The following is a 23,381-nucleotide window of genomic DNA, read 5'->3' on the forward strand; positions in this document are numbered from 1 at the left end:
TCGCCATGATCAAGTCCGACCCCGCGTTAACAACGCTCGTGATCAATACACCTAGCGCCCTGCTCTGCCGGGCGCCCGCTTGTCTTGTCGCTTGTCGCCCTCAGAACAAGGACGTCCGCAGGCTTGTTCTGGGCGCCTAAACCACGTCTGACCTGCGAGCCGACAAGCGACAAGACAAGACAAGCGACAAGCCAGACGACAAGCAGCCGCGCACCGCCTGCGCTCCTTTTGAAATCGGGGGGCGGATCTTATGGCGCCCCCTTTCGTTCGTACGCCGCGACGGCTAGAAAGCCTTGTTCCGGTTGAAGTCGGTGATGTTGAGCTTGACATCCGCGGTCTTGAGCGTGGTGGGGAATTCGCCAGTCGCTGTTTGGCCAGGCTGGACGTTATTCTCCAGCTGAGTGCCGTTCGCTACTCGGGTGCCATTGGCGTCGACGGCTTCCCAGTCCCAGGAGTAGTTAGACTTCTCGGAGCTGTTGTTCTTGATCGTCCAGGTCAGCCAGATGTTCGTGATGCCAGCCTGGGAGCGATCGTCGACCTTGAAGCTGGTGAGATCTTGGCGCTCACTGGCTTCAGGATCTTCCCGGCCACCCTGTGGCTCTTCGCCGCCCTCGTTGGTCTGCGTCTCCTGGGTTGGAGCCGGTGTTGACCCCTCGTCCTCAGTGGTGCAGCCACCCAGCGCCAGCCCGCTGGCAGCGGCCAACGCTACAAACACTGATGCAATGCTGTGGTGCTTCATGGTGTACCTCTTTGTGGTGCTACCACTACATGTACTCCTGTGTGGCTTCAGTCGCACTGCACGCAACCTGAGCTGGCATCACGACCCGCCTGCCACCCACCGAGCACCCCGTGCACCTGCACCACTCTCCGGCAACAACATCGTCATTGAACCCCACCGCCCAGAGCGTGCGGGAGCTCCCCACTCGCCCGTCCCCGACGACGTCCGGCCGAGCTAGGCAGCGGCCCGGCGGTGCCCCTCAGGGGCGCAGCACGGCGCGATTCCGGGGCCTGCCCAGTCAGGCCGCTATCCGCTAACGCGCTGGTCACTGGCGGTTTTGACCGCTATCACTGCCGCTATCGTTAGCGCCCCCTGCCGCTATCGATAGCGGCAGATCGGGGCCCCGCGCTGGGCCGACTCTGGGCCGGTTGTGGGCCGGTAAGTGTCGGCCAACGACGACAAATGACCATCAACGACGACGGGTGCCGAGGGCGGGGCCAGCGCTCCGTAGCAGGTCAGAGCCCCCGGACCATACCCGTTTCCACCCAGGGGTGGCGGTACGGCAAGATGGGGTGTATCTGCCCACTGCCAGTTTCAAGCTGCCGGACGGTTTCTCTTGGCTGAGTTCATTTACACCATGCGCAAGGCGCGCAAAGCGCACGGCGACAAGGTGATCCTCGACGACGTGACGACGAGCTTCCTCCCGGGAGCGAAGATCGGCGTCGTCGGCCCGAACGGCGCCGGAAAGTCGACGATCCTGAAGATCATGGCCGGGATCGAGCAGCCGTCCAACGGTGACGCCTTCCTGACCCCCGGCTACACGGTCGGCATCCTGCTGCAGGAGCCCCCGCTGACCGAGGACAAGACGGTCCTGGAGAACGTCCAGGAGGGTGTCGCCGGGATCAAGGGCAAGCTCGACCGGTTCAACGAGATCGCCGAGCAGATGGCGACCGACTACACCGACGAGCTCATGGACGAGATGGGCAAGCTCCAGGAGGACCTGGACCACGCCAACGCGTGGGACCTCGACGCGCAGCTGGAGCAGGCCATGGACGCCCTGGGCTGCCCGCCCGGCGACTGGCCCGTCACCAACCTGTCCGGTGGTGAGCGCCGCCGCGTCGCGCTCTGCAAGCTCCTGCTCGAGCAGCCCGACCTGCTGCTCCTCGACGAGCCCACCAACCACCTCGACGCCGAGTCGGTGAACTGGCTGGAGCAGCACCTGGCCAAGTACCCCGGCACCGTCGTCGCGGTCACCCACGACCGGTACTTCCTCGACAACGTCGCCCAGTGGATCTGCGAGGTCGACCGCGGTCGCCTCTACCCCTACGAGGGCAACTACTCCAAGTACCTGGAGACCAAGGCCGCCCGCCTCAAGGTCGAGGGCCAGAAGGACGCCAAGCGGCAGAAGCGGCTCAAGGAAGAGCTGGAGTGGGTGCGGTCCAACGCCAAGGGGCGGCAGGCCAAGTCCAAGGCGCGTCTGGCCCGCTACGAGGAGATGGCCGCCGAGGCCGACAAGATGCGGAAGCTGGACTTCGAGGAGATCCAGATCCCGCCGGGCCCGCGTCTGGGCAACGTCGTCGTCGAGGTCAACAACCTCAGCAAGGGCTTCGGCGACAAGCTGCTCATCGACGACCTCAGCTTCACGCTGCCGCGGAACGGGATCGTCGGGATCATCGGCCCGAACGGCGCCGGCAAGACCACCCTGTTCAAGATGATCCAGGGCATCGAGGAGCCGGACTCCGGCGCCATCAAGGTCGGCGACACCGTCAAGATCTCCTACGTCGACCAGAGCCGCGAGAACATCGACCCGAAGAAGTCGCTGTGGGCGGTCGTCTCCGACGAGCTGGACTACATCAACGTGGGCCAGGTCGAGATGCCGTCGCGTGCCTACGTCTCGGCCTTCGGGTTCAAGGGGCCGGACCAGCAGAAGGCCGCCGGCGTGCTCTCCGGCGGTGAGCGCAACCGGCTGAACCTGGCCCTCACGCTCAAGCAGGGCGGCAACCTGCTGCTCCTCGACGAGCCGACGAACGACCTCGACGTCGAGACCCTCAGCAGCCTGGAGAACGCGCTGCTGGAGTTCCCGGGTGCGGCTGTGGTCGTCTCCCACGACCGGTGGTTCCTGGACCGGGTGGCCACGCACATCCTCGCCTACGAGGGCGAGTCCAAGTGGTTCTGGTTCGAGGGCAACTTCGAGTCGTACGAGAAGAACAAGATCGAGCGGCTCGGTCCGGACGCCGCCCGTCCGCACCGCGCCACCTACAAGAAGCTGACCCGGGGCTGATCGATCTTGCGGCACATCTACCGCTGCCCGCTGCGCTGGGCGGACATGGACGCGTACGGCCACGTCAACAACGTGGTGTTCCTCCGCTACCTGGAGGAAGCCCGTATCGACTTCCTGTTCCGCCCGGAGAAGGACTTCAAGCAGGGGTCCGTGGTGGCACGCCATGAGATCGACTACAAGCGGCAGCTCGTCCACCGGCACCACCCGGTGGACATCGAGCTGTGGGTCACCGAGATCAGGGCCGCGTCCTTCACCCTCACCTACGAGGTGAAGGACGACGACCAGGTCTATGTGCGGGCCTCGACGGTGATCGTGCCGTTCGACTTCGAGGCGCAGCGCCCGCGCCGGATCACCGCGGAGGAACGCGAGTTCCTGCGCGAGTACAGGGATGACGCCGAGGAGGCCGTCGCCGCATGACGGTGCTCCACCTCGCCGACGAGAGGGAGGCGGCGGATCTCGCGGCCTTCCTCTCCCGGCTGCTCCACTACGACCGTGGAGCAGCCGTGCGTCTGCAGGCGGCGGGCACCGCGCTGGCCGTCTTCGGGCGGCCGCCGTCCTTCGAGGTGCTCGCCGTGCGGGCGGTGCGGCTGGCGAAGCCGTACGAGAAGGGGCTCGATGCCACGCTGGACGTGACCGTGTCCGCCGGTGAGTTTCTGGAGACGGTGGACGAGAAGGCCGCCACGGCCGTCGTGCCCGGTGCGGTGACCGGGCCGCCGTGGGCGGGTGTGCTGCCGCCGCGCGGTGGCTGGCGGGCCGAGCCGGGGCTGCCGGCGCCGGACGACCTGCGGTCCCTGGTGGCCGCCGTGATCGCCGAGTTCCGCTCCCGTACGCAGGAGTTGCCCGCCGAGCTGCGGACGCGGGCCGAGCTGGACCGGATCGGGAGCGACATCTGGTCCCGTACGGTCGGGGACACCCGGCTCCCCGTCCGAGCCGTGCACGCGGCGCAGTCCCTCGGCTTCCTGCGGCCCGGGGTGCCGCCGGCGCTGTTCTCGTCGGGCGCGTGGCTGAGGCTGCGCACGCCGTACGGGTCCGTCGCCGTACGGCGTGCGGGGCTCGGGGCGCTGGACGTCAGCGTCCGCTGACCGGGCCCCGGGCGGGCGTCAGCCCGCGGTGTTGACCATCGAGGCCGCCGCGTACGTCAGGTAGTTCCACAGCGTGTGCTCGTGCTCCTCGGACAGGCCGAGTTCCTCCACGGCGACCCGCATGTGCTTCAGCCACGCGTCGTGCGCCGCACGGTCGACCGCGAAGGGCGCGTGCCGCATCCGCAACCGCGGGTGCCCGCGGTTGTCGCTGTAGGTCGTGGGGCCGCCCCAGTACTGGATGAGGAACAGCGCGAGGCGATCCTCGGCCGGACCCAGGTCCTCCTCGGGGTACATGGGCCGCAGCAGCGGGTCCTCGGCGACCCCCTCGTAGAAGCGGTGGACGAGCCGGCGGAAGGTCTCCTCCCCGCCGACCTGCTCGTAGAAGGTCTGCTCCTGAAGTGTGCCGCGCCGAATCTCATTCACGCGATCCATGGTCTCAGACGCCCCGGCATAGGACTCAAGACCTAGGACCCTCCCCCTACTGTGGAGGCATGGGCGGGTACGCACCCGGCAGGGAACTCGACGGTCTCGCCGCCGCCGCGCGGGCGGCGCTGGTGCGGCGGATCGAGGCGAGCGGGGTCTGGGCCGCCGATCCGGGCTGGCGGGAGGCCTTCGCGGCGGTCCCTCGGCACCTCTTCGTGCCGTACTACTACGTCGGCGTCGCCGGCGGTCACGAACGGCGCTGGGGCGAGAGCGCCGACCCGGGGGCACGGGAGCGGTGGATGCGGGGCGCCTACGAGGACACCCCGCTGGCCACCCGGCTGCGCGACGGCGAACTGCTGTCCTCCAGCAGCCAGCCCTCCCTGATGGCCGACATGCTGGCCGCGCTGGGCGTCGCGGAAGGCCACACGGTCCTGGAGATCGGCGCCGGCACCGGCTACAACGCGGCGCTGCTGGCCCATCGGCTGGGCGACGACAAGGTCACCACCGTCGACCTCGACCCGGAGATCACCGAGTCGGCCCGACGGCACCTGGCAGCCGCCGGGTACCACCCGGTCGTCGTCACCGGCGACGGTGCCCGGGGCGTACCGGAGCGCGCGCCGTTCGACCGGATCATCGCCACCTGCGCCCTGAGCGGCGTCCCGACCGCCTGGATCACCCAGAGCCGCCCCGGCGGCCGGATCCTCATGCCGCTCGCCACCGGCCTGATCGTGCTGACGGTGACCGCCGCCGGGCACGCCGAGGGACGTTTCCTGCACACGCCCGCCTACTTCGTGCCGCTGCGCGGCCCCGGCCGGCCCGGGGGCGAGCCGGTCCAGCTGGGCGGGGTGCCGCGCCGGGCCCGGGAGGACGACCTGTTCCGGTTCCTGCTGGCCCTGACCCGTGGCAGCCTCGATCCGCAGGAGGCGCACGCGCTGTGGGAGCAGGAGGGCAGGCCGCAGCGTGAGCGCTACGGCATCACGGTCACCGGTGAGCGGGGGGAGTGGGCCTGGCTGGACGACCCGGAGGGGCCGTACGCCTGGCCCCTCCCGTCCTGACGAGGCTGCTGAGCGGGGCTCGGGCTCAGCCGCGGCGGATCGTGATCGTCGTCCAGGCGCCCACGTGCACCCGGTCGCCGTCCTGCAGCGGTACCGGGACGAACGGCTGGATCGGGTCCTCCGAGCCGTTGACCGTCGTGCCGTTCGTCGAGTTCTGGTCGACGACCGCCCAGCTGCCGTCCGGCTGCTGGACCAGTACCGCGTGCTGGTGCGAGACGCCCGGGTCCTCCGGCGGCACCGACAGATCGATGTCGGGGGTGTCGCCGGTGGAGTGCCGGCGGCGGCCGATCGTGAGCTGGTTGCCGGTGAGCGTGCGCTGCTGCTCGGGCGAGTACGCGGGCAGGTTCAGGCCGGTGGCCTCCGGGCCGGAGCGCTGCATCATCGCCATGAAGTAGTCGCGGTCCGGGCCGATGGTCGCGGTCCACGTCGCGGGTCCCTGCGGCGCCTGGGGCTGCTGCGGGAAGCCACCGGGGCCGGGCGGGGCCTGGGTCGCGCCGGGCTGCGGGTAGCCGTAGCCGCCCTGGCCGGGACCGCCGGGACCGCCATGGCCGCCCGGGCCGGACGTCGGCGGGGAGATCACCCAGTCGTCGTCACCGCCGCCGAAGGACGGACCGCCCTGCTGCCCGGGCCGCTGGGTCCCCTGCGGGAATCCGGGCGGGGCCGGCGGGCCGGACTGGTGGAAGGCCTGCGGAGCACCACCAGGACTGCCGGGACCACCGGGTCCACCGGGTCCGGGTGGGGGCGGGACCGGACGGGAGGGGTCGGCACCGAAGCCACCGGGACCACCCGGGCCGGGAGGGCCGCCGAAGCCACCGGGGCCGCCCGGGCCGGGCGAGGTCGGGGCAGGGCCGGGCTGCGGGTAGCCGTAGCCACCACCCTGAGGGCCGCCGGGGCCGCCGGGGCCGCCCGGGCCGGGACGGCCGGACGGGTCGGCGCCGAACGGCGGGATCGGCTCGGCCGGGCGGTTCACCTGCGACGGGCGGGAGCCCTGGTACTCGTAGGAGTCACCGCCGCCGTACGACGGGCCGGGGGGCGGGCCGCCCTGCTGGCCCGGTGGCTGGAAACGCACGCCAGGGCCGGGCGGCGGAGCCGCGGGGGTGTACGACGTCGCCGTGTTCGTCAGGAAGTTCCACCGGCACTCCTCGCAGAACGGGGCGCCGCCCTCACGCGGCGTACGGCACTGCGGGCAGAGCTCCGGCTCGGCGTTCGGCACGGCGGACAGGTGCGGCGGGCGTCCACCGGGCTGGCCGCCGGGGCCCTGCGGGCCACCCTGGCCGGCGGGGGGCGGGAAGCCGTAGCCGCCGGGCGGGGGCGGCGGGGGAGGAGGCGGAGGCACGGCACCCGCCATGCGGTGACCGCAGACCTCGCACCAGTCGTCGGAACCCGACTGGTGTCCGTTCGGGCAGGTCGGCATGTCGGCGCGTCCCTCCTTCGATCTCTCTCAGATCACTTCTTCACGCGAACAGTCTTGGTGGACCGGGTTTCGAGCGTCATCTCGTCAGCCTCCGCGACCTTCGCCTTCAGTCGCACAGTACCGGTCGCGGCATCGACCACGTCCACCACCTTCGCAAGCAGTTTCGCAGTATCGGCGTTCCCTGAGGCACTCGCGAGCTGAACGGCCCGGCCCAGTTTGGCCGTCGCTCCGTCCATATCTCCGGACTTGCGGAGATCCAGCCCTTGCTGGATGACTTGTGCCAGTTCGGCCTGCCCGGTGTAGTGGGCGACCTGAGGGTTGATCGACGTCGAGGCGACCATGTCGTCCGTCCACACGGCCCGCACCAGACCCTGCGCGCCGAGGTTCTGGACGCTGCCGTCCGGCTGCGGAATGACCAGCGAGATCCGGGCCGCCAGCATCTCCTGCCCGATGTTCGCGACCGGGACCACGACGCAGACGTGGTAGTCACGGGACTCATCTCCCCAGGAACCGAGGGGGTAGTCGCCGGCGCGCGGGCCCGCCTCGGTGCGCCGGCCGGTCAGGTCCTCGACCGTCGGCGCGACCTGCTTGACGAACTTCACGGTCGTGTCGACCGGGGTCCACAGCCGCAGCGAGACGTCCGCGACCTCCTTGCCCATCGCCGTCTCCATCATCTGCGTGAAGTCGGCGGCGAGCGCGGCCGGATCGGCGACGATGTCGGCGGTGCCGAGCAGAGCCGAGGCGATCCCTGTGACTTCTTTCACTTCCCAGTCGGTGCCGACGCCACGCGCGTCACACGTGAAGCGCCCCGCGCACGCGTCGAGCGCGGCCTTCAGGTCCTGGGGTGCCTCGTGTTCGTTGCGGCCGTCGGTGAGCAGGATGCCGTGCCGGATCGCGACGTCCGCGGTGGACAGCAGCTGGTCGGCCAGTTTCAGCCAGGTGCCGATGGCGGTGCCGCCGCCCGCGCTGAGGGAGCGCAGGGCCTGCTTGGCCTGCTCGCGGGTGGTGGCGTCGGCGACCGCGAGGCGTCCGCCGCCCGGGTAGACCTCCTTCGCCACGTGCGTCCCGCCGATCACCGTGAAGTGCACACCGTCGCGCAGGGTGTCGATCGCCGCGGCCGTGGCGTCGCGGGCGTTGCGCATCTTGGTCGGCGGGTAGTCCATCGACCCGGAGCAGTCGACCATGATCGCCACGGCCGCGGACGGGCCCTGGCCGGGCGAGTAGAGGTGGGGCGCGGCGACCGCGCTGCCGATCGTGCCGCCGCCGGTCGCCGTCACCGTGAGGATGGCGTTGACCTCGCCGGCGCCCTCCGGCAGGTACTCGTTCTGGTAGACGTCCACGGAGAACTGGGGCACGTTCGACTTCGAGAAATTGGCCATGCCTGCTTCGATCCCCCTCCAAAGCCCCCGCCGCGGCGGGGTGATGACGGTAGGCGGACTGGTCCCCTCCGGTCCGCCGAGGCGTCCCCGTACGTGGCCTCAGGCCGATCCTGCCCCCTGGGGCACGGCCGGGAACGGCACGAGCGCCACTGTTACGTTGTCGTGGCCCCCGCCGTCCAGGGCGTGGCCGACCAGCACCCGGGCGCTGTGCAGCGGATGCGTGGCGGCGTCGAGCGGGACGACCCGGGCCATCTCCTCTGCCGCCTCCGCGTAGTTCCACAGGCCGTCCGTGCACACGACCACCACGCCGGGCCGGTCCGGCTTGAACGCGGCGGTGTGCGGTTCCAGTTCGTAGGCGTCCGCGCCGAGCCACCCGGTGATCGCGTGGGCCCGCTCGTCGGCGTAGGCCTCGGCCTCGCTCATCAGGCCCGCGGCGACCATCTGCGCGGCCCACGAGTCGTCCTCGGTGAGCCGGGCCGGGGGAGCGCTGCGGTCGACCGGGACCCAGTAGGCGCGGCTGTCGCCGACCCAGCCGACGATCAGCAGGCCCGACGTCACCACGGCGCCGACGATGGTGCACGCGGGGGCGTTCTGGTGGGGGGCCTGCTCACGGATCGTGGCGGGTTCCCCGGCGAGCGAGTTGACGGCTCGCGAGGCGGCGAGGATCGCGTCATGCATGGCCTGCTGTGGGTGCGTGCCGCGCGGCAGGGCCGCCAGCAGCGTCTCGCCCGCCGCCTTCGACGCGGCCGCGGAGGCGTCGTCGGGACGGGTCGCCGAGGAGACGCCGTCGCAGACGACCGCGACGGAGGCGGGGGAGCCGTCGGGCAGCGCGGTGGTGCCGACGGCGAAGGCGTCCTCGTTGCGGTGGTGGCGCAGGCCGCGGTCGCTGACCGCGGCCACCGGGCCGGACTCCTGCTCCATGTGGTCCCGTTCGCGCGGCTGGGCGTGGCCGCAGTTCTCGCAGTAGCCGTCGTCGTCCACGCGGCCGGCCCGGCAGGCGACGCAGACCTTGCCGCCGGTGCCCGCGGCCTGGGCCGTCGGCTCGGCGGACACCCGTGGGTCCGGTGCCTGGAGGAGGTACTCGTCGGGCTGTGTCTGGTAGATCTCCGGCGACGCGGCAGACCCGTCGGGCTGCGGCGGCCGGTCGAACCGCACGCCGGCGGCGGGGGTCGGCGGGGCGCTCGGGGGCGGGGGCGCCTGCGGCGGCAGGGCGGAGCCGCCCGAGTCCGTGCCCGGGAGGTCCGTCGGCAGGTGCGCCGCGTCCGGGGCGCCGGTGCCGCCGGGCCCGGGGGCGGGCCAGGCCGCGCCGGCGGGTGGCGCCGGCGGGGGCTCGGGATACTCACCGGCCGGCGCGCCCGGGGCGGGCACCGAGCCGTTCATGGTGATGGTCGGGTTGTCCTGAGGCCGTGCCGGCACGGCGGACAGGTCGTATCCGCACGCGCCGCAGAAACGGTCACCCGACTCGAGGGGTTCCTCGCAGCTCGGGCAGGCGGACAACTGGGGCATCTGCGACATCAACTACACCCACGTCCGGGGGCGGTAACGATTGGCACGTTCCACCAGGTCGATCCTCTCCTCGCCGCCCCGCGCCAGCCGGGCCAGCGTGCGGTACGAGCGTTCCAGACCGAAACGCAGGCCCCGCTCGTCCAGGCCGCTGCCGAGCAGCGTCCGTCCCCCGGCGGCGGGAGGGGCGGAACCCTGGTCCCCGGAGAGTACCCAGTCCAGCGCGCAACCGAGGACTTCGGCCGACAACTGCTCCCGCCGCGCCGGATCCAGACCGTACGCCTCCAGCGCCTCGACCTGCGCCGCGGCGGCCGAAAGATCCGCCAGGAACGGCGCGTCGGACGCGGTCGCCGTACGCTGCCGCAGCCGCGCCCGGACGGCAGCCACCCGCGCCGCCGTGTAGTGGATGGAGGACTCGGGAACCGACTCCAGCGTGCGTACGGCGTCCCGCCGGTCCCCGGTCGCCAGCTGGACCCGGGCCAGGCCGAACGCGGCGCTCACATAGCTCGGGTCGGTCGACCACACCAGCCGGTAGTACTCGGCGGCGTTGTCGAGCTGGCCCAGCACCTCCGCGCACAGGCCCAGCGCCAGCTTGGGCGCGATCTCGCCCGGGAAGGCGTCGTAGATCGCGTCGAAGGCGAGCGCGGCGCCCTCGTCGTCGCCCGTCACCAGCGCGGCCACGCCCCGGTACCAGACCACCCGCCAGTCGTCGGGCCGCTCGCCCTCCAGCGCGACCAGCGCCTGCAGCGCGGCGGCAGGGTCTCCGGTCTCCAGCAAGGCCCGGATCTGCCGGAGCCGGGTCTCGATCGACGGGGCGGGGGCGGTTGCCAGGGCACCGAGCAGTTCGGCCGGGGCGGAGGTCATCAGGCCCGCGAGGAAACCGGCGTTGGGGTCGGCCGGGTCGACGCGGGGGACGGGCAGGGCGAAGGCGGCAGCGGGGGCGTCGACGGGCTTGACGAGGCTGTGCGGGCTCTCGGGCCGCTGTGGGTGCGGCAGGGTGGCAGAAGCGCCGGCGCGAGCCCGGGGCCGCACCACCCGGGCCCCCAGGCGGGACACCTCGCCGTCCAGCCTGGGGAACAACTCCGTGTCGGTGACCCGCAGTTCCGGTCCGAACAGCGTGGACAGGGCGGGGCGGGCGCGGCCCGTCTGGAGGGACACGACCTCCCGCAGGACGCCCGTCAGCTGCTCGGTCATCTCCTGCGCGGAGGCGAACCGGCGGGCCGGGTCGGGGTCCGTGGCACGGACCAGGAGCCGGTAGAACGACTCGTACTGCCGGAACACCTCGATGTGGTCCGGGTCGGGCAGGGAGTCGACGTAGACGTTCGTGTAGCCCTGGAAGTCGAAGGTCAGGACGGCGAGGGTGCGGGCGACGGTGTACAGGTCGCTCGCCACCGACGGGCCCGCCACGGCCACCTCCGGGGCCTGGTAGCCGACCGTGCCGTAGATGGCCGACTCCTCGTCGTCCATCCTGCGCACCGCGCCCATGTCGATCAGCTTGAGCTGGTCCTCGGTCTGGATCGCGTTGTCGACCTTGAAGTCGCAGTACAGAAGGTTCCGGCTGTGCAGGTGCCCGAGCGCTTCCAGCGCCTCGATGCCGTACGCGCACGCCTGCTCCACCGGCAGCGGGTCACGCCTGCCCTGCGCGGTGCGGCGGGCGTTGGCGATCTCCTTGAGCGCCTTGCCTCCGACGTACTCCATGACGATGTAGCCGTCGAGCGAACCCGTGCGCTGGTCCAGATGCTCCACGAAGTTGTAGATCCGCACGATGTTGGCGTGTTCGATCTCCGCGAGGAAGCGCCGCTCGGAGATCGCCGCCGCCATCGCGTCCTGGTCGCCCGTGTCCAGCAGGCCCTTGAGGACCACCCAGCGGTCCGAGACCGCCCGGTCGACGGCGAGGTAGATCCAGCCCAGCCCGCCGTGCGCCAGGCAGCCGACCACCTCGTACTGGCCGTGCACCACGTCCCCGGCTCTCAGCTTCGGCACGAACGAGTACGGATGGCCGCACTTGGTGCAGAAGCCCTCCGTACGGCCAGGCCGGTCGCCCCGTGCCCGGCCCACCGGGGCGCCGCAGTCCGAGCGCGAGCAGTACCGCTTCCGCTCCGGAACCTCGGGGTTGTCCAGGACCATCGCGCGCGGGTCGGGCCGCGGGATCGGCGGCACCTGCACCAGCCCGGCGCCCAGCCGGCCCCGGGACCCGGAACCGGCGGTCGAGCCGGAGCTGCGCACCGACACCGAGCGGCCCGTCGACGTGCCCGACAGGGACCGCGACAGGCGCCCCGACACCGAGCGGCGGGACTTCGACGACTGGGACGACGTGCGCGAACTACGGCTGCTGGAGCGGGAACTGCCGCTGCCGGCCGACCCGCGGGAGCCGCCCCTGCCTCCGGCCGTGATGCCGGTGGGAGGCGAACCGACCATGCCTCCCCCGGAGGGGGGACCCCCAGCCGCGACGACCGGCGCGAGACCGCAGGTGTCGCAGTACAGTTCGCCGCCGCCCACGTCCTCGTAGGTGCCGCCGCAAGTGGGGCGCTGGCAGGTACGCGGAGGCGCGCCGGCCGGCTCGTGTGGTGCCTGACTCATGGACTCCCCCTCGTCGCTCATGCGCCCGGCCCCCTCCGGTCGTCCTCGGGCCCGCCCTGCCCCGGCACCCGTGGGCCGCCGAACAGCTCCGCCGCCGCGTGCTGGTAGCGCAGCACCGCCTGCTCGGCGGCGCGCAGGTCACAGGGCGCGCTCCACAGCATGCGGCGGGCCTTCTCGTACCGCTCCACCAGCAGCGTGTCCTCGGCGAACCCGTGCCGGGCGACCTTCGCCTTGTAGGCGTCTAGACGGCCGCGCAGCTCGGCGCGGACCGCCAGCGGGGCGGTGACCGCCGTCAACGACTCGCGGGCGCGCAGCAGTTCGTCCTCGGCCTTCTGCTCCAGCGACTCCAGCAGCGGGGACAGCCGGTGCCACTGCGCCTGTCTGCGGTACTCGGCGGCCGCCGCCAGCTGCTCCTGCAGCACGGTCGGCGGACCGCTGACGACCGGTACCTCCGTCGCCGCGATCTTCGCCAGCACCTCGCCGCGTGCCGTGCGCGCCTCCGCGAGCGTGCGGTCCGCGCGGCTGAGGATGTCCCGCAGTTTCACGATCCGCTTCTCGGCGTCCTGGCGAACCGTCAGTACGGCGTCGATCTCACGGCGTACGTCCTCCAGGGCGCGTGCCTCGCGGTCGTACACCGTCGTGTCCGGCCTGCCGCCGCCCGGTGCCGAACTGCCCTCCGCGGCCAGCCAGAACGCCAGCGGGTCCGAGACCACCTGCTCGCGCAGCTTCGTCAGTATCCGCGTGATGCGCTCCAGATCGTCGCCCGCCGGGTGCTCGCCGGGGCGAACGCCGACCGAGTGCGCGAGCCGTCGGGTGCGCTGGAGTTCGGCAGCGAGCAGATCGATCCGGGCCGGCAGGGCCGACCAGACCGCGTCCGCGGCGACGACCATGTCCAGGCTCGCCGCGTACAGCTCGTTCATCCGGTCGACGAGGGTGGCGAGTGAGTAGCGCTCGCTGAGTTTCGACGGACTGCCGTGCAGGGTGGGGGCGTTGGCCGTCGCCGTGGCGCTGCCCGCGACGGTGACCGAGTCGCCGTTCAGCAGTTCCGTCAGCTCCGCCAGGTCCTCGCGGCTGGACCAGCGGCGGCGGGCCCGGATGTCTCGGGCGGAGCGCAGCGCGTCCGTATAGGCGTCGAAGTACGTCCACAGCAGCGTGATCGACGCCTCCGTGGACGTCCAGCGCTCCTGGGTGACGCCGGTGAGCTCGGCGCCCTCCAGGAGTCTGCGGCCCGCGTGGTCCTGCAGGGCGAGGAGCGAGGTCTCGATCGCCTCGTGCTCCGCGCCGAGCCGCGCCAGCGCACGGTCCACCTCGTCCCGGTCCATCACCGGCCCGGTGGGTCCCGTGACGCCCATCGATCACCTCTCGCTGCGGTTGTGTGTCGCGTGTCGTCTGTCGTCGTCCGGTGGGGTGCTCGCGGGTCCAGCAGGTGTCAGGGGGTGCGGAGGTACTGCGGTGCCGGTGGTTCCGACTTCGTCGCATCCTTGCCCAGTGTGGCCGACAGCCATTGGTCGTACGACGCCTGCCAGCCGTTCGCCGTGTCCTTGCGGTAGTCCACCAGGATCTGGTTGACCCGGCGTACCAGGTCGTCCGCGTCCTTCTTCATCGCCACGCCGTAGTACTCGGCAGTGAAGGCGTCACCCTTGAGCTGGACCGTCGGATCCTGTGCCGCCTGGCTCGCCGCGAGCGCGCCGTCGGTCACCACCGCGTCGACCTCGCCGAGCTGCAGCCGCACCAGGCAGTCGAGTTGGTTCGGGACCGTGGTGGAGATGTCCGTGCTGGCGGGGAGTTCGCCCGCTTTCTGGTCCGCTTCCAGCGTGGAGTACGCCGTGGAGCCGGCCGCCGTGCAGACCTTGCGGTCCGCGAGCGTGTCGTCGTAGCCCTTGACGGGGGAGGACTTCGGGGCCAGGACCTGCTGGCCCGTCTTGAAGTAGGGCGCGGAGAAGGCGACGTCGGCGATGCGGGCGCAGTTGATCGTCATCGTGCGGACGACCATGTCCACGCGGCCGCCCTGGATCGCCGGGATGCGCTGGTCGGTGGGGATCGCCTTGAACTGGACGGCGTCCGGGTCGCCGAGTATGTCCTCCGCGATGCGGTGGACCAGGTCGATGTCGAAGCCCTCGAGTTCCGCGGTCTTGCCGCTGTTGGGGTTGCGGTAGCCCCAGCGGTAGCTGTTCTGGTCGACGCCGACGATCAGCTTGCGCTTCCCGCCCTTGCGGCCCTTGATCGTCCGGATCGTGTCGCCGTCGGACGAGGAGGGGGAGAGGGTCTGCTTCTCGGGGGCCTCGCAGTCCTCCTCCGCCTTGGTCTGGGCTGTTCGGTTCGCTGCGGTGGTGTGCTGGGTGGCCGTGGTGAGCGGCAGGCAGAGGGCCAGCAGCGCCACCAGGGCGCAGACGACTGCCATCGCGGTCACTCCGCCCCAGCCCCTGAGCGCGTTTCGCACGGTCGTTCCTCCCTTCGCCCCTGGCCGGTTCATCGGTACTCCGACAGCCTGCGGCCGATGCCCAGGACCGCGCCCGCGGCGCCCAGCACCGCGAGGACGGCCGTGCCCGCCGGCATGCCCGTCAGCGCGTCGCGGCCGTCGCCCGCCGCGCGCTCGAACTCCGTCTCCTCGTGCGCGAGGGCCGTGCGCAGGTTCTCGTCGACGCTGTCGAAGCATTCGCCCGTCGCGTCCTCGGTGCCGATGACCCGGTCCAGTGCCTCCTGGTAGTTGCCGTTCTCGTCCTGCTCGCGGGCCGCGGCGTGGCGCTTCTTCCACTCCGTCATGTTGCCCACGGCGGCGGTGACGGGGCGTTCGCCCGAGGTGTCGTCGGCGAGCTTCTCCGCCGCCGCCAGGTGCGTGGCGAGGGCCTTGATGTCCGTGCCGAAGTCGTAGTCGTAGGCGTCGTAGGTCTCTTCGCCGACCTTCTTCGTCTCCGCGCCGCGGGCCACCAGGGTCAGGTTCTCGTTGCCCCTGGCCTTGAGGGAGGCGATGCGCGCGTCGTGCAGGACGTTCAGGGAGCGGACGCCGTGGTCGTAGGAGTCGTTCAGGCCGGCGCGGGCGAGGGTGTGGCCCACGACCAGCCAGAGGAGGACGACCGTCGCGGTGGCTGTGGCGGCCACCAGGCCGTGGTTCAGGACCCTGTTCGTCCGCTGGTAGTTGCGGTGCTGGGCCCAGGCGAGGGCGGCCAGGGCGGCGACGCCGAGGGCGATGGCCGCCCAGGGGTAGGGCGTGGCGGCCGCGTAGTCCGCGCCGAGGCGCTGGTTCTCCTTCTTGTACAGGTCCTCCGCCGCCGGGAGCATCTGCTGCTGCATCTTCTCGTTGGCGTAGCGCAGGTAGGCGCCGCCGACGGGGAAGCCCTGGCGGTTGTACGTGCGGGCGCGCTCCACCAGGCCCTTGTACTCCGGGAGGAGCCGGTTGAGCTCGGCGATCGTCGCCGTGGACGGGGAGCCCGGTTCGGCGTTGGCGGCGGCGTTGACGAGCTTCTCGGCGGCCGTGCGGATGTCCCGCTCGTAGCGGTCGCGGGTGCCGGCCGACTCCTGGCCGCCGGCGAGGAAGCCGCTGGAGGCGGCGGTGTTGGCGTCCGCGAGCGAGCGGTAGATGTCGGCGGCGTCCGAGCTGAGGGGCTGGCTGCGGGTGAGGACGTCGTCGGCTGCGGCCGCGCGCTCGGTCATCTGCCAGGCGGTGACGGCGCCGAAGGCGATGACGAGGAGGGCCAGGAGGGCGCCGATGACGCGGAGGCGGCCTGGCTCGGTGGTGGCGGCGGAGCGGAGCTGGTCGAGGCCCTCGGCGAAGGCGGTGCGGCGGGGCCCTGCCGGGGACGGGGAGAGGGCCCGGGGGGTGCCGGGTGGCCCGGGCGGGGGCGCCGGTTGTGCCGGTACGGCCGGAAGGACGGGCAGGCCGGGGCCCGGTGGCGGTGTGCTGCTTTTCGCCGTGTACGTCACTGTGACCTCCCCCGTGGTCATCCGTCGCCGCAAGTATCGTTGCCGGGACCGGCATCCGCACCGGCCTTGCCTGGATCTTGATCGGATCGCAGTGTGGCGCACCCCCCTGCACCACTTCTCGCGGCTTCCCGTGCCACACCCCTCGTCCAGGAACACGTAAGGGGGGTTGGTTCGGTTCCCGGGCCCCCGGCGCGTCCCTCCCTTCCCGCCGTACGCGGGCACGGGTGCCTCACCTGTTGTAGTGCGCTCGCAGTCTCCCCTGCGCTCCCTCCCCCGGCCCGACCCGGTCCAGTCCGAGCAGTGCCGGGCCCAGGACCGGGCTGGACGTCACCACCTGCGGTACCGCTTTCGGTGCGCGCACGGTCAGCAACTGCTGACCCGCCTGGACCTCCTGGCCGAGGAGACCCCCGTCCTCCTGGGCGGTGGTGTCCTGGCAGCCCGGCACCCCCGGCTCAACGACCACCCCCCCCGGGTTCGGTGACACCGGCCCGCGGGATCGCGAAGGTGTCGTTGCGGACCCTCACCGTCGTGCCCCGGGCCCGCAGCGCCGCGGCCAGTCGTTCCTCCGCGAGGGGGAAGTCGGCGTTGACGAGGCATGCCGAGACGTGGGTGACCGAGGTGAGCCCCCCCACCCGCATCCGCACACGCGAGGAGGGCGGCACCCGGCAGGACCGGGTGCCGCCCTCTTCCTCAGGTGTGACGGCTACTTCGTGGTGGACGTCGGCGCGGGCGGCGCGAGCGGGGACGCCGCCACCGACTGCGGGGACGCCGAGTTGGCATACACCGACGGGGCGGCCATCGCCGCGGTCGGGTCGACGGGCTGTTCCTCGGCCGAGGCCGTGGCGCCGCCGACGATCCGGATGTCCGCCGTGTCGAAGGCCCGCTTGATGCGCCAGCGCAACTCCCGTTCCACCGTCAGGGACTTGCCGGGCATCGTCTTGGCCGTGACGCGCACGACCATGGAGTCCAGCAGCACGCTGTCCAGGCCGAGGACCTCGATGGGGCCCCACAGCAGCTCGTTCCAGGGCTCCTCGGCGCCCATCTTCTCGGCGACCTCGTCCAGGGCGGCCTTGACCTTGTCCAGGTCCTCGCCGACGTGGACGGTGACGTCGACGTTGGCCGTGGCCCAGCCCTGGGAGAGGTTGCCGATGCGCTTGACCTCGCCGTTGCGGACGTACCAGATCTCGCCGCCGTCGCCGCGCAGCTTGGTCACCCGCAGGCCCACCTCGATCACCTCGCCGGAGGCGACACCCGCGTCGATCGAGTCACCGACGCCGTACTGGTCCTCGAGGATCATGAAGACGCCGGACAGGAAGTCGGTGACGAGGTTGCGGGCGCCGAAGCCGATCGCCACACCGGCGACACCGGCCGAGGCCAGCAGCGGGGCGAGGTTGATCTGGAAGGTGCCCAGGATCATCAGCGCGGCGGTGCCGATGATCAGGAACGACGCCACCGAGCGCAGTACGGAACCGATGGCCTGCGAGCGCTGGCGACGGCGTTCGACATTGACCAGCAGCCCGCCGATCGCGCTGCTCTCCCCGGTCTGGGCGTTGCGGTTCATGCGGTCGATCAGCTTGGTGATCGCACGTCGCACGAAGACCCTCAGCACCGCGGCTATCACCACGATGAGCAGGACCCTGAGGCCGATCGCCAGCCACGTCGACCAGTTCTGCTCGACCCAGCCGGCCGCGTTCGTCGCGCTCTCCTGGGCGTCCTGGAGCGAAGGCACTCTCGGGGACTGGGTCTCCGAGGGGGTCGGCGACGGTGACGGGTCGGCGGCCGACAGGACGGCGTCCGCAACGGACAGGGACACGGCAGGTACCTCCAGGTGCAGCGGTCTGCCCCGGCGCGGCGGTTCAGGGGGTCAAGGTCACGACTGGGTCACCGAACGGGCAGAACCACCACACTAACGGGGCATTGTGTGTGCTCTCGCAGAATGTGTGAAGGAGGGGCTGTGCTCACCTGGGCTTGAACAGGCCACGATCCGTGGGATGAAGGTGATGTGGTCGAAAACACTCCCAGCCCGTTACGGGGACATGGTGGCGCTTCCACCAGGCATGAGGGGAAACTGGCTACGAATCGTCCCGGCGCGAGCCACGCGCCGCCGGCGTCCAAGGAGGCATCCGTGCCGCATGTCCTGGTCCTCAACGCGTCGTACGAGCCGCTAGGCGTCGTACCGCTCCGCCGCGCGCTCGTCCTCGTCCTCGAGAACAAGGCCGTATGCCTCGAGGAGTCCGGCGCCTATCTGCACAGCGCGACCGTCACAGTCCCCGCACCCAGCGTGGTCCGGCTCAAGCGATTCGTCCGGGTTCCCTATCGGGGGCCCGTTCCACTGACCCGCCGGGCGCTGTTCGCCCGCGACGGGGGCCGGTGCATGTACTGCGGTGGCGTCGCAACCAGCGTCGACCACGTCATCCCGCGCAGCCGCGGGGGCAAACACGTCTGGGACAACGTGGTGGCGTCCTGCCGCCGCTGCAACCACGTGAAGGCCGACCGGCACCTCTTCGAGATCGGCTGGCGGCTGCGCCACAAACCCGCCCCCCCGTCCGGCCTGGCCTGGCGCATCATCGGGACCGGCCACAGGGATCCGCGCTGGATGCCGTACTTGCAGCCGTACGGCGCGGAGGACGCCATGGCCCGGATCGACGGCATTTCCGCCTGAAGACGATCCGGGCCTTCGTCGTGCCGCGTGCGGCCGGCCGACCGGCCCGGGGAGCTCCTGTTCCCCGGGACGTCCGGCAGAAGGGGAGGGCGGCTATGCGTAGCGCAGCTCCCCCGGGCGTACCGAGCGGCGCAGCAGGGGCAGCGAGGTGGCCGCCGCCAGCAGGCAGGCGGCGTAGACGGCGACGGGGACCAGGACGGTCGCCCAGGGGACCGGGTGGCCGGTGAGCAGCGCGTACCAGGTGCCGATGGCCGTCCCGCCCAGGCCCGCGAGCAGCATCGCGGGGGCCAGCAGCAGGGCCCGGCCGGGCACCGCGCGTGGCACACCCGCGGCGGCCTGCGCGGCCAGCCCCCGGCGGCGGGTGGCCAGGGACTCCGCGGTGCCGACGGCGAGGCCGGACAGCGTGATCGCGAAGGCGACCGCGATGGCGGCGCCGGTGAGGTCGGTGCCGGTGGTGTAGTAGTCCGGGCTCTCGGTGAGGTTCGTGCGGGAGTGCACCGTGTCCAGGAGCACCTGCCGGATGCCCGTGAAACCGGTCCCGACGATCGTCACCAGCAGCACCGCCGCGTGCGTACGGGCAGCCGCCCAGGGGTCGTCGCGCAGCCGTTCCGCCGCGATCAGCGTCGTCGCCGAGCGGCCCGGACGGCGAGGATCTCGCCGGCGTTCAGCTCGACCGACGCGCCGCGCAGGGCGGGTGTCCGGCCGTGCGCCTTGATGAGGCCGCCGGCCGTGAGAAGGGGCACGGGTCTGCTCATGCTGCGTCGACCTCCGCGGTCAGGGTGGTGAGCCGGGCCGCCGTGGTGCTCATCCAGCGGAGGTCGGCGTCGAGGTGGTTGAGGGCGTAGTCAGCCGAGAGCACGGTCGCGAGGTCCGCGCCCTTGGCGGCCTTGACCGCCGTGAGCTCCCGCATCCGCTCCATGTGCGCGGTGCGCTGCGCGCTCAGATACGCGTCCGGATCGCCGCCCGCGAGGATCGCGACGACGACCTTGGCGAAGATCTCGTTCGCCACGAAGGGCGCGGGCGGCGCGATCTCCCCGGCCCACCGGGCCAGTTCGTGCGTCCCCTCGCCCGTCACCCGGTACGTCGTGCGCTCCGGGCCGCCCTCCGATGCGGTGCCGTCGACCTCGGCGAGGCCGTCCCGCACGAGGCGCTGCAGGGTCGTGTAGACCTGCCCGTAGGCCAGCGGGCGGGCCTGCGGGAAGCGTTCGTCATGGCGTCGCTTGAGGTCGTAGCCATGGCTCGGACCTGTCGCGAGCAGGCCCAGCAGGATGTGGCGGGTGCTCATGCCGCTCATTATTCACTGAGTACATGTACTGAGTGAATAGTGAGCGGTGAAAAAGTGCGCCACCGTGCCGGATGGGGGGTCAGTCCGAGACGGCGTACGCCTCCACCGACCACAGCGAGTACCCGTACGGCGTGGCCCGCTCGTCGCCCTGCACCCGCACGAAGCGCACGTCCCGTGCGTCCATCGGAACGATCTCCCGGCCGCCCCGGCTGTCCCGGACCGTGGCGGCGGTGCGCCAGCGGCGGCCGTCCGGGGAGACCTGGACGCGGTAGGACGCGGGGTGGGCGTCCTGCCAGTGCAGCGTGACCCGGCCGAGCCGCGCCGGGCGGGCCAGCTCGACCTGCCACCAGGCACCGTCGTCGACCGGGGACGACCAGCGGGTCTCCGGGTCGCCGTCGTTCGCGGCCGAGGCGGGGAAGTCGGGCGTCTCGTCGCCCGAGGAACGGGCGGTGCCGGTGCGGGCCAGGTCGGGGCCGCCGGTGGGCGGGACCGTGCGCACGGTGAGTGTGCGGTCCGCTCCCGCGAACCCCAGCCGGACGTCGTACGACCGCATCGGAGTGCCACGCTCCACGGTCACCTCGACCGGAACCTCGACCGTCGCTCCGCGCTGCACGGTCAGCTCGCCCTTCGGCACCCGGACCCGGACGCCCTCGGGCGCCTCGGCGGTGAGCCTGCCGCGGGCGTCTGCGGGGCGCAGCGACTCGAGCCGGGCGGTCAGCCGCTCGGTCCGGCCGGTCTCGATGTCCGCCCGGTCGCGGGGCAGGCCGAGGGAGGTGGCGGGGGAGTCGGTGAACCAGGGGATGAGGTGGTGGACGCGGGAAGGGGCGGGGCCGGTGACCCGCAGGGCGTCGGCGCGTCCCGCGAGCCGCACCTCGGTCGCCCCGGAGGCGTCGAGCCGGCCCGCCTCCCGCCAGCCCCGCCCCGGCTGGTGCACCTCGACGCTCCCCTCGGTGCCCGGCTCGGTCAGGGCCGTCACGGCGGTCAGCGCCCGGGGCCGCGGGAAGCGCAGGGTGCGGCCGTCGCCGGGGTTGCGGGGCGGCTCGTGGTGGATGCCCGACCAGGCCGCGTACGACTTCTGCGCCCGCTGCAGGAAGGGATCCAGCACGTCCTTGCCGACCTCTACCGGCGCCGACTCCAGCCGGGTCCGCAGCGCGCCGAGCCTGCGGTACGCCGTCCAGGCCGCCGCCGCGTCCCCGGCGCGCTGCGCGTCCAGCATGCCGAGCGCGGCCGTGCCCGCCTCGCCGTAGTCCGCCAGCTGCCGCGACCAGGGGGCGACCTCGGAGCCGAGGCCGGAGCCGGACAGTCGCCGGGGCAGCTCACGCAGCACGGTGAAGGCCTCGCGCAGGCGCCGCGCGGCGTCGTCGCCGGTGCCCGCGCCGCCCGCGGTGCGGGACCGCCAGTACGCCTCGGCCAGCGGCCGCAGGTACGCCGACTCCTCGTCGTCCAGGACCGACGACGCGTCGTTTCCGGCCAGCGCGGCCAGGGCCTGCTCGCGGCGCCGGTCCCCGCCCGCGAGGTCGGCGATCGCGGCGCGCCAGGACTCCGCGGGGCGGTAGGCGCGCGGGTTCCAGGCGTAGTCGGCAGCGGTGAACAGCGGGATGCGGGACGCCTCCGGCTGCTGCATCGCGTTGGCGAGCAGGGCGGCCGAGCCGGTCGCGACGGCCGGTTCACGGCCCCGGTAGGGGCCGAGGAAGATACGGCCGGGGTCGTAGTCGTTGACCGGATAGTTGTCCATCGTGACCAGCGGGTGCCCGAACGCCTCGCGCGCGTCGGCCAGTTCGCCTCCCGTGATGGTGCGGGGCACCACCCCGACGCCCGTCCACGCCACCTCGACGCCCGCGGCCAGCTCGTTCGCCAGCGCCCGCCGGTAGTCGGTCGTGCCGTCCTCGTAGTACTCGGTGGGCATCAGGGACAGACCGGCGGCGCCGGGGTGCCGTCGCGCCAGGTGCCGGGCCACCTCGTTCGCCACCCGGGCCTGGGCCCGCGCCGCCGCCTCGGGGCCGGAGCCGAACCGGTCGGCGTCCGCCCCGCAGTGCCACTCGCTGTAGCTGACGTCCTGGAACTGGAGCTGGAACGCCCGGAAGCCCAGCGCCCACATCGCGTCCAGCTTGCGCGTCAGCGCCCGCACATCGGCGTCGGAGGCGAAGCACATCGCCTGGCCGGGGGCCACCGCCCAGCCGAGTGAGACGTGGTTGCCGCGCGCCCGCTCGGCCAGCTCCCGGAACCGGGCCCGCTGCCGAGCCGGGTAGGGCTCACGCCAGCGGGCCTGCCGGTAGAGGTCGTCCCCTGGGGCGTACAGGTAGCGGTTCTGCTTGGTGCGCCCCATGAAGTCCAGCTGTGCCAGGCGCTGCCCGTGCGTCCAGGCGGTGCCGTAGAAGCCCTCGGTGATGCCGCGTACGGCGGTGCCGGGCCAGTCGCGGACGACGGCCGCCGCGATCGTGCGGTCGGGGCGCAGGAGCTGCCGCAGCGTCTGCGCAGCGTGAAAGAGGCCGTCCTCGCCGGTGCCGGTGAGGGAGACGCCGCCCGCGCCCACGGACAGCTCGTATCCCCCGGCGGGGAGGGCGCGCCGGTCGCCCGGGCGCACGGGCTCCGTCCGCGCCCGCACGACCAGGGCGCCCGGCCCGGGCGTGTCCGTGATCCGGCGGGCACCGGCCTGCCGCAGCAGCTCGCGCAGGGCCTCGACGGCGTGGGGGTCCGCTTGGGGAGCGGTGATCAGCGCGATTTCGTCCGGTACCGCGACCGGGGCGCCGTTCGCGCGCAGCGACTGCGGGCGCGGCCAGACGGAGAGGTCCGGTCCGGCGGTGTCGGGGGCCGGTGTCGCGGTCGTGCCCGGGGCCGGCGGAACCGCCATCGCGGCGGGCGGGGCGACGAGGCTCCCGGCGACGACGGCGACCGCGAGGGCCGCGGCCCGCTTCCCACACCGCAGTCCCACAGGCCCCCTCCAGATGTTCGACCGGTGGAACGAGCCCACCACCCGCCCGGTCGAGGTGTCAACGAGAGTGGCCGCTGTGGGCGAAATGCCGGAATCTGGACAGTGTGGAGGGGAGCGGAATGTGAGCAGGAGCACGATGTTGGGCC

Annotated in this window: 19 protein-coding genes and 2 pseudogenes; 5 read left to right on the top strand and 16 right to left on the bottom strand. The window is 72.3% G+C overall.

The genetic code is table 11. From position 1 onward, the window contains the following. Positions 1-283: 283 nt before the first annotated feature. The gene (locus ACFU3E_RS25745) at positions 284-739 is read right to left on the bottom strand and encodes a hypothetical protein (protein WP_384162695.1); all 456 of its coding nucleotides are present in this window, start codon (positions 737-739) and stop codon (positions 284-286) included. A 595-nt stretch (positions 740-1,334) separates the two neighbouring features. Here ACFU3E_RS25745 and ettA point away from each other — a divergent pair. Genes ettA through ACFU3E_RS25760 form a run of 3 tightly spaced genes read left to right on the top strand, consistent with a single transcriptional unit; the run spans position 1,335 to position 4,081 of the window. After that, on the top strand, positions 1,335-2,999 hold the full coding sequence (gene ettA, locus ACFU3E_RS25750; RefSeq protein ID WP_384162698.1) for an energy-dependent translational throttle protein EttA: 1,665 nt from the start codon (positions 1,335-1,337) through the stop codon (positions 2,997-2,999). 6 nt (positions 3,000-3,005) lie between these two features. Then, a complete protein-coding gene (locus tag ACFU3E_RS25755) occupies positions 3,006-3,416 on the top strand; it encodes an acyl-CoA thioesterase (protein WP_384162702.1) in 411 nt (136 codons plus the stop codon). Then, positions 3,413-4,081: a hypothetical protein gene (locus ACFU3E_RS25760; protein WP_384162705.1), complete on the top strand. Its 669-nt coding sequence runs from the start codon at positions 3,413-3,415 to the stop codon at positions 4,079-4,081. The genes ACFU3E_RS25755 and ACFU3E_RS25760 overlap by 4 nt, the downstream gene beginning before the upstream one ends. A gap of 18 nt (positions 4,082-4,099) precedes the next feature. On the opposite strand, the gene ACFU3E_RS25765 is transcribed toward ACFU3E_RS25760, so the two are convergent. Next, positions 4,100-4,513 (bottom strand): globin, encoded by a 414-nt coding sequence (locus ACFU3E_RS25765; RefSeq protein ID WP_384162707.1) that lies wholly within the window; start codon positions 4,511-4,513, stop codon positions 4,100-4,102. Between the two features lie 59 nt (positions 4,514-4,572). Between ACFU3E_RS25765 and ACFU3E_RS25770 the strand changes: the two genes are divergently transcribed. After that, entirely contained in the window at positions 4,573-5,559 is a 987-nt protein-coding gene (locus ACFU3E_RS25770) for a methyltransferase domain-containing protein (RefSeq protein ID WP_384162710.1), read from the top strand. A gap of 25 nt (positions 5,560-5,584) precedes the next feature. Here the strand turns inward: ACFU3E_RS25770 and ACFU3E_RS25775 are convergent, their stop codons facing one another. From ACFU3E_RS25775 to ACFU3E_RS25820, 10 genes and pseudogenes are all read right to left on the bottom strand, one after another. Next, complete coding sequence (locus tag ACFU3E_RS25775; protein ID WP_384162713.1) at positions 5,585-6,973, bottom strand: FHA domain-containing protein; 1,389 nt, start codon at positions 6,971-6,973, stop codon at positions 5,585-5,587. 32 nt (positions 6,974-7,005) lie between these two features. Then, the gene (locus tag ACFU3E_RS25780; protein ID WP_384162716.1) at positions 7,006-8,352 is read right to left on the bottom strand and encodes a VWA domain-containing protein; all 1,347 of its coding nucleotides are present in this window, start codon (positions 8,350-8,352) and stop codon (positions 7,006-7,008) included. Positions 8,353-8,451: 99 nt separating this feature from the next. Further along, a complete protein-coding gene (locus ACFU3E_RS25785) occupies positions 8,452-9,867 on the bottom strand; it encodes a PP2C family serine/threonine-protein phosphatase (protein ID WP_384162719.1) in 1,416 nt (471 codons plus the stop codon). A 3-nt stretch (positions 9,868-9,870) separates the two neighbouring features. Further along, complete coding sequence (locus tag ACFU3E_RS25790) at positions 9,871-12,435, bottom strand: tetratricopeptide repeat protein (RefSeq protein WP_384162722.1); 2,565 nt, start codon at positions 12,433-12,435, stop codon at positions 9,871-9,873. Between the two features lie 17 nt (positions 12,436-12,452). Next, entirely contained in the window at positions 12,453-13,787 is a 1,335-nt protein-coding gene (locus ACFU3E_RS25795) for a hypothetical protein (protein WP_384162725.1), read from the bottom strand. Positions 13,788-13,864: 77 nt separating this feature from the next. Further along, the gene (locus ACFU3E_RS25800; RefSeq protein ID WP_384162728.1) at positions 13,865-14,908 is read right to left on the bottom strand and encodes a glutamate ABC transporter substrate-binding protein; all 1,044 of its coding nucleotides are present in this window, start codon (positions 14,906-14,908) and stop codon (positions 13,865-13,867) included. Beyond that, positions 14,905-16,356 carry a hypothetical protein gene (locus ACFU3E_RS25805; RefSeq protein ID WP_384162731.1) on the bottom strand — a complete coding sequence of 484 codons (1,452 nt, stop codon included), beginning with the start codon at positions 16,354-16,356 and terminating at the stop codon, positions 14,905-14,907. The genes ACFU3E_RS25800 and ACFU3E_RS25805 overlap by 4 nt, the downstream gene beginning before the upstream one ends. Positions 16,357-16,585: 229 nt before the next feature. Then, positions 16,586-16,819 carry a hypothetical protein gene (locus ACFU3E_RS25810; protein WP_384162891.1) on the bottom strand — a complete coding sequence of 78 codons (234 nt, stop codon included), beginning with the start codon at positions 16,817-16,819 and terminating at the stop codon, positions 16,586-16,588. Between the two features lies 1 nt (position 16,820). After that, a pseudogene (locus ACFU3E_RS25815) lies at positions 16,821-16,982 on the bottom strand (ATPase); the annotation flags it as partial. A 77-nt stretch (positions 16,983-17,059) separates the two neighbouring features. Next, a complete protein-coding gene (locus tag ACFU3E_RS25820) occupies positions 17,060-18,169 on the bottom strand; it encodes a mechanosensitive ion channel family protein (protein ID WP_384162734.1) in 1,110 nt (369 codons plus the stop codon). Positions 18,170-18,481: 312 nt separating this feature from the next. On the opposite strand from ACFU3E_RS25820, the gene ACFU3E_RS25825 reads away from it, so the two are divergent. Continuing rightward, positions 18,482-19,018 (top strand): HNH endonuclease, encoded by a 537-nt coding sequence (locus tag ACFU3E_RS25825; protein ID WP_248500445.1) that lies wholly within the window; start codon positions 18,482-18,484, stop codon positions 19,016-19,018. Between the two features lie 93 nt (positions 19,019-19,111). On the opposite strand, the gene ACFU3E_RS25830 is transcribed toward ACFU3E_RS25825, so the two are convergent. From ACFU3E_RS25830 to ACFU3E_RS25845, 4 genes and pseudogenes are all read right to left on the bottom strand, one after another. Next, the gene (locus ACFU3E_RS25830) at positions 19,112-19,579 is read right to left on the bottom strand and encodes a hypothetical protein (RefSeq protein ID WP_384162741.1); all 468 of its coding nucleotides are present in this window, start codon (positions 19,577-19,579) and stop codon (positions 19,112-19,114) included. A gap of 71 nt (positions 19,580-19,650) precedes the next feature. Next, a pseudogene (locus ACFU3E_RS25835) lies at positions 19,651-19,773 on the bottom strand (ABC transporter ATP-binding protein); the annotation flags it as partial. Then, positions 19,770-20,303: a PadR family transcriptional regulator gene (locus ACFU3E_RS25840; RefSeq protein WP_384162744.1), complete on the bottom strand. Its 534-nt coding sequence runs from the start codon at positions 20,301-20,303 to the stop codon at positions 19,770-19,772. The gene ACFU3E_RS25840 and the pseudogene ACFU3E_RS25835, both read right to left, overlap by 4 nt. Before the next feature lie 79 nt (positions 20,304-20,382). Further along, on the bottom strand, positions 20,383-23,229 hold the full coding sequence (locus ACFU3E_RS25845) for a beta-N-acetylglucosaminidase domain-containing protein (protein WP_384162879.1): 2,847 nt from the start codon (positions 23,227-23,229) through the stop codon (positions 20,383-20,385). Positions 23,230-23,381 lie beyond the last annotated feature (152 nt).

Origin of the sequence: Streptomyces sp. NPDC057424, assembly GCF_042803315.1 — a bacterium.
Taxonomy (GTDB): domain Bacteria; phylum Actinomycetota; class Actinomycetes; order Streptomycetales; family Streptomycetaceae; genus Streptomyces.

What these genes read in the sequence shown, in the direction of transcription:
- ACFU3E_RS25780 (WP_384162716.1), bottom strand. Translation starts at nt 8,352, where the DNA reads ATGGCCAATTTCTCGAAGTCGAACGTGCCCCAGTTCTCCGTGGACGTC.
- ACFU3E_RS25790 (WP_384162722.1), bottom strand. Translation starts at nt 12,435, where the DNA reads ATGAGTCAGGCACCACACGAGCCGGCCGGCGCGCCTCCGCGTACCTGC.
- ACFU3E_RS25770 (WP_384162710.1), top strand. Translation starts at nt 4,573, where the DNA reads ATGGGCGGGTACGCACCCGGCAGGGAACTCGACGGTCTCGCCGCCGCC.
- ACFU3E_RS25795 (WP_384162725.1), bottom strand. Translation starts at nt 13,787, where the DNA reads ATGGGCGTCACGGGACCCACCGGGCCGGTGATGGACCGGGACGAGGTG.
- ACFU3E_RS25785 (WP_384162719.1), bottom strand. Translation starts at nt 9,867, where the DNA reads ATGTCGCAGATGCCCCAGTTGTCCGCCTGCCCGAGCTGCGAGGAACCC.
- ACFU3E_RS25800 (WP_384162728.1), bottom strand. Translation starts at nt 14,908, where the DNA reads ATGAACCGGCCAGGGGCGAAGGGAGGAACGACCGTGCGAAACGCGCTC.
- ACFU3E_RS25745 (WP_384162695.1), bottom strand. Translation starts at nt 739, where the DNA reads ATGAAGCACCACAGCATTGCATCAGTGTTTGTAGCGTTGGCCGCTGCC.
- ACFU3E_RS25765 (WP_384162707.1), bottom strand. Translation starts at nt 4,513, where the DNA reads ATGGATCGCGTGAATGAGATTCGGCGCGGCACACTTCAGGAGCAGACC.
- ACFU3E_RS25760 (WP_384162705.1), top strand. Translation starts at nt 3,413, where the DNA reads ATGACGGTGCTCCACCTCGCCGACGAGAGGGAGGCGGCGGATCTCGCG.
- ACFU3E_RS25775 (WP_384162713.1), bottom strand. Translation starts at nt 6,973, where the DNA reads ATGCCGACCTGCCCGAACGGACACCAGTCGGGTTCCGACGACTGGTGC.
- ACFU3E_RS25840 (WP_384162744.1), bottom strand. Translation starts at nt 20,303, where the DNA reads ATGAGCACCCGCCACATCCTGCTGGGCCTGCTCGCGACAGGTCCGAGC.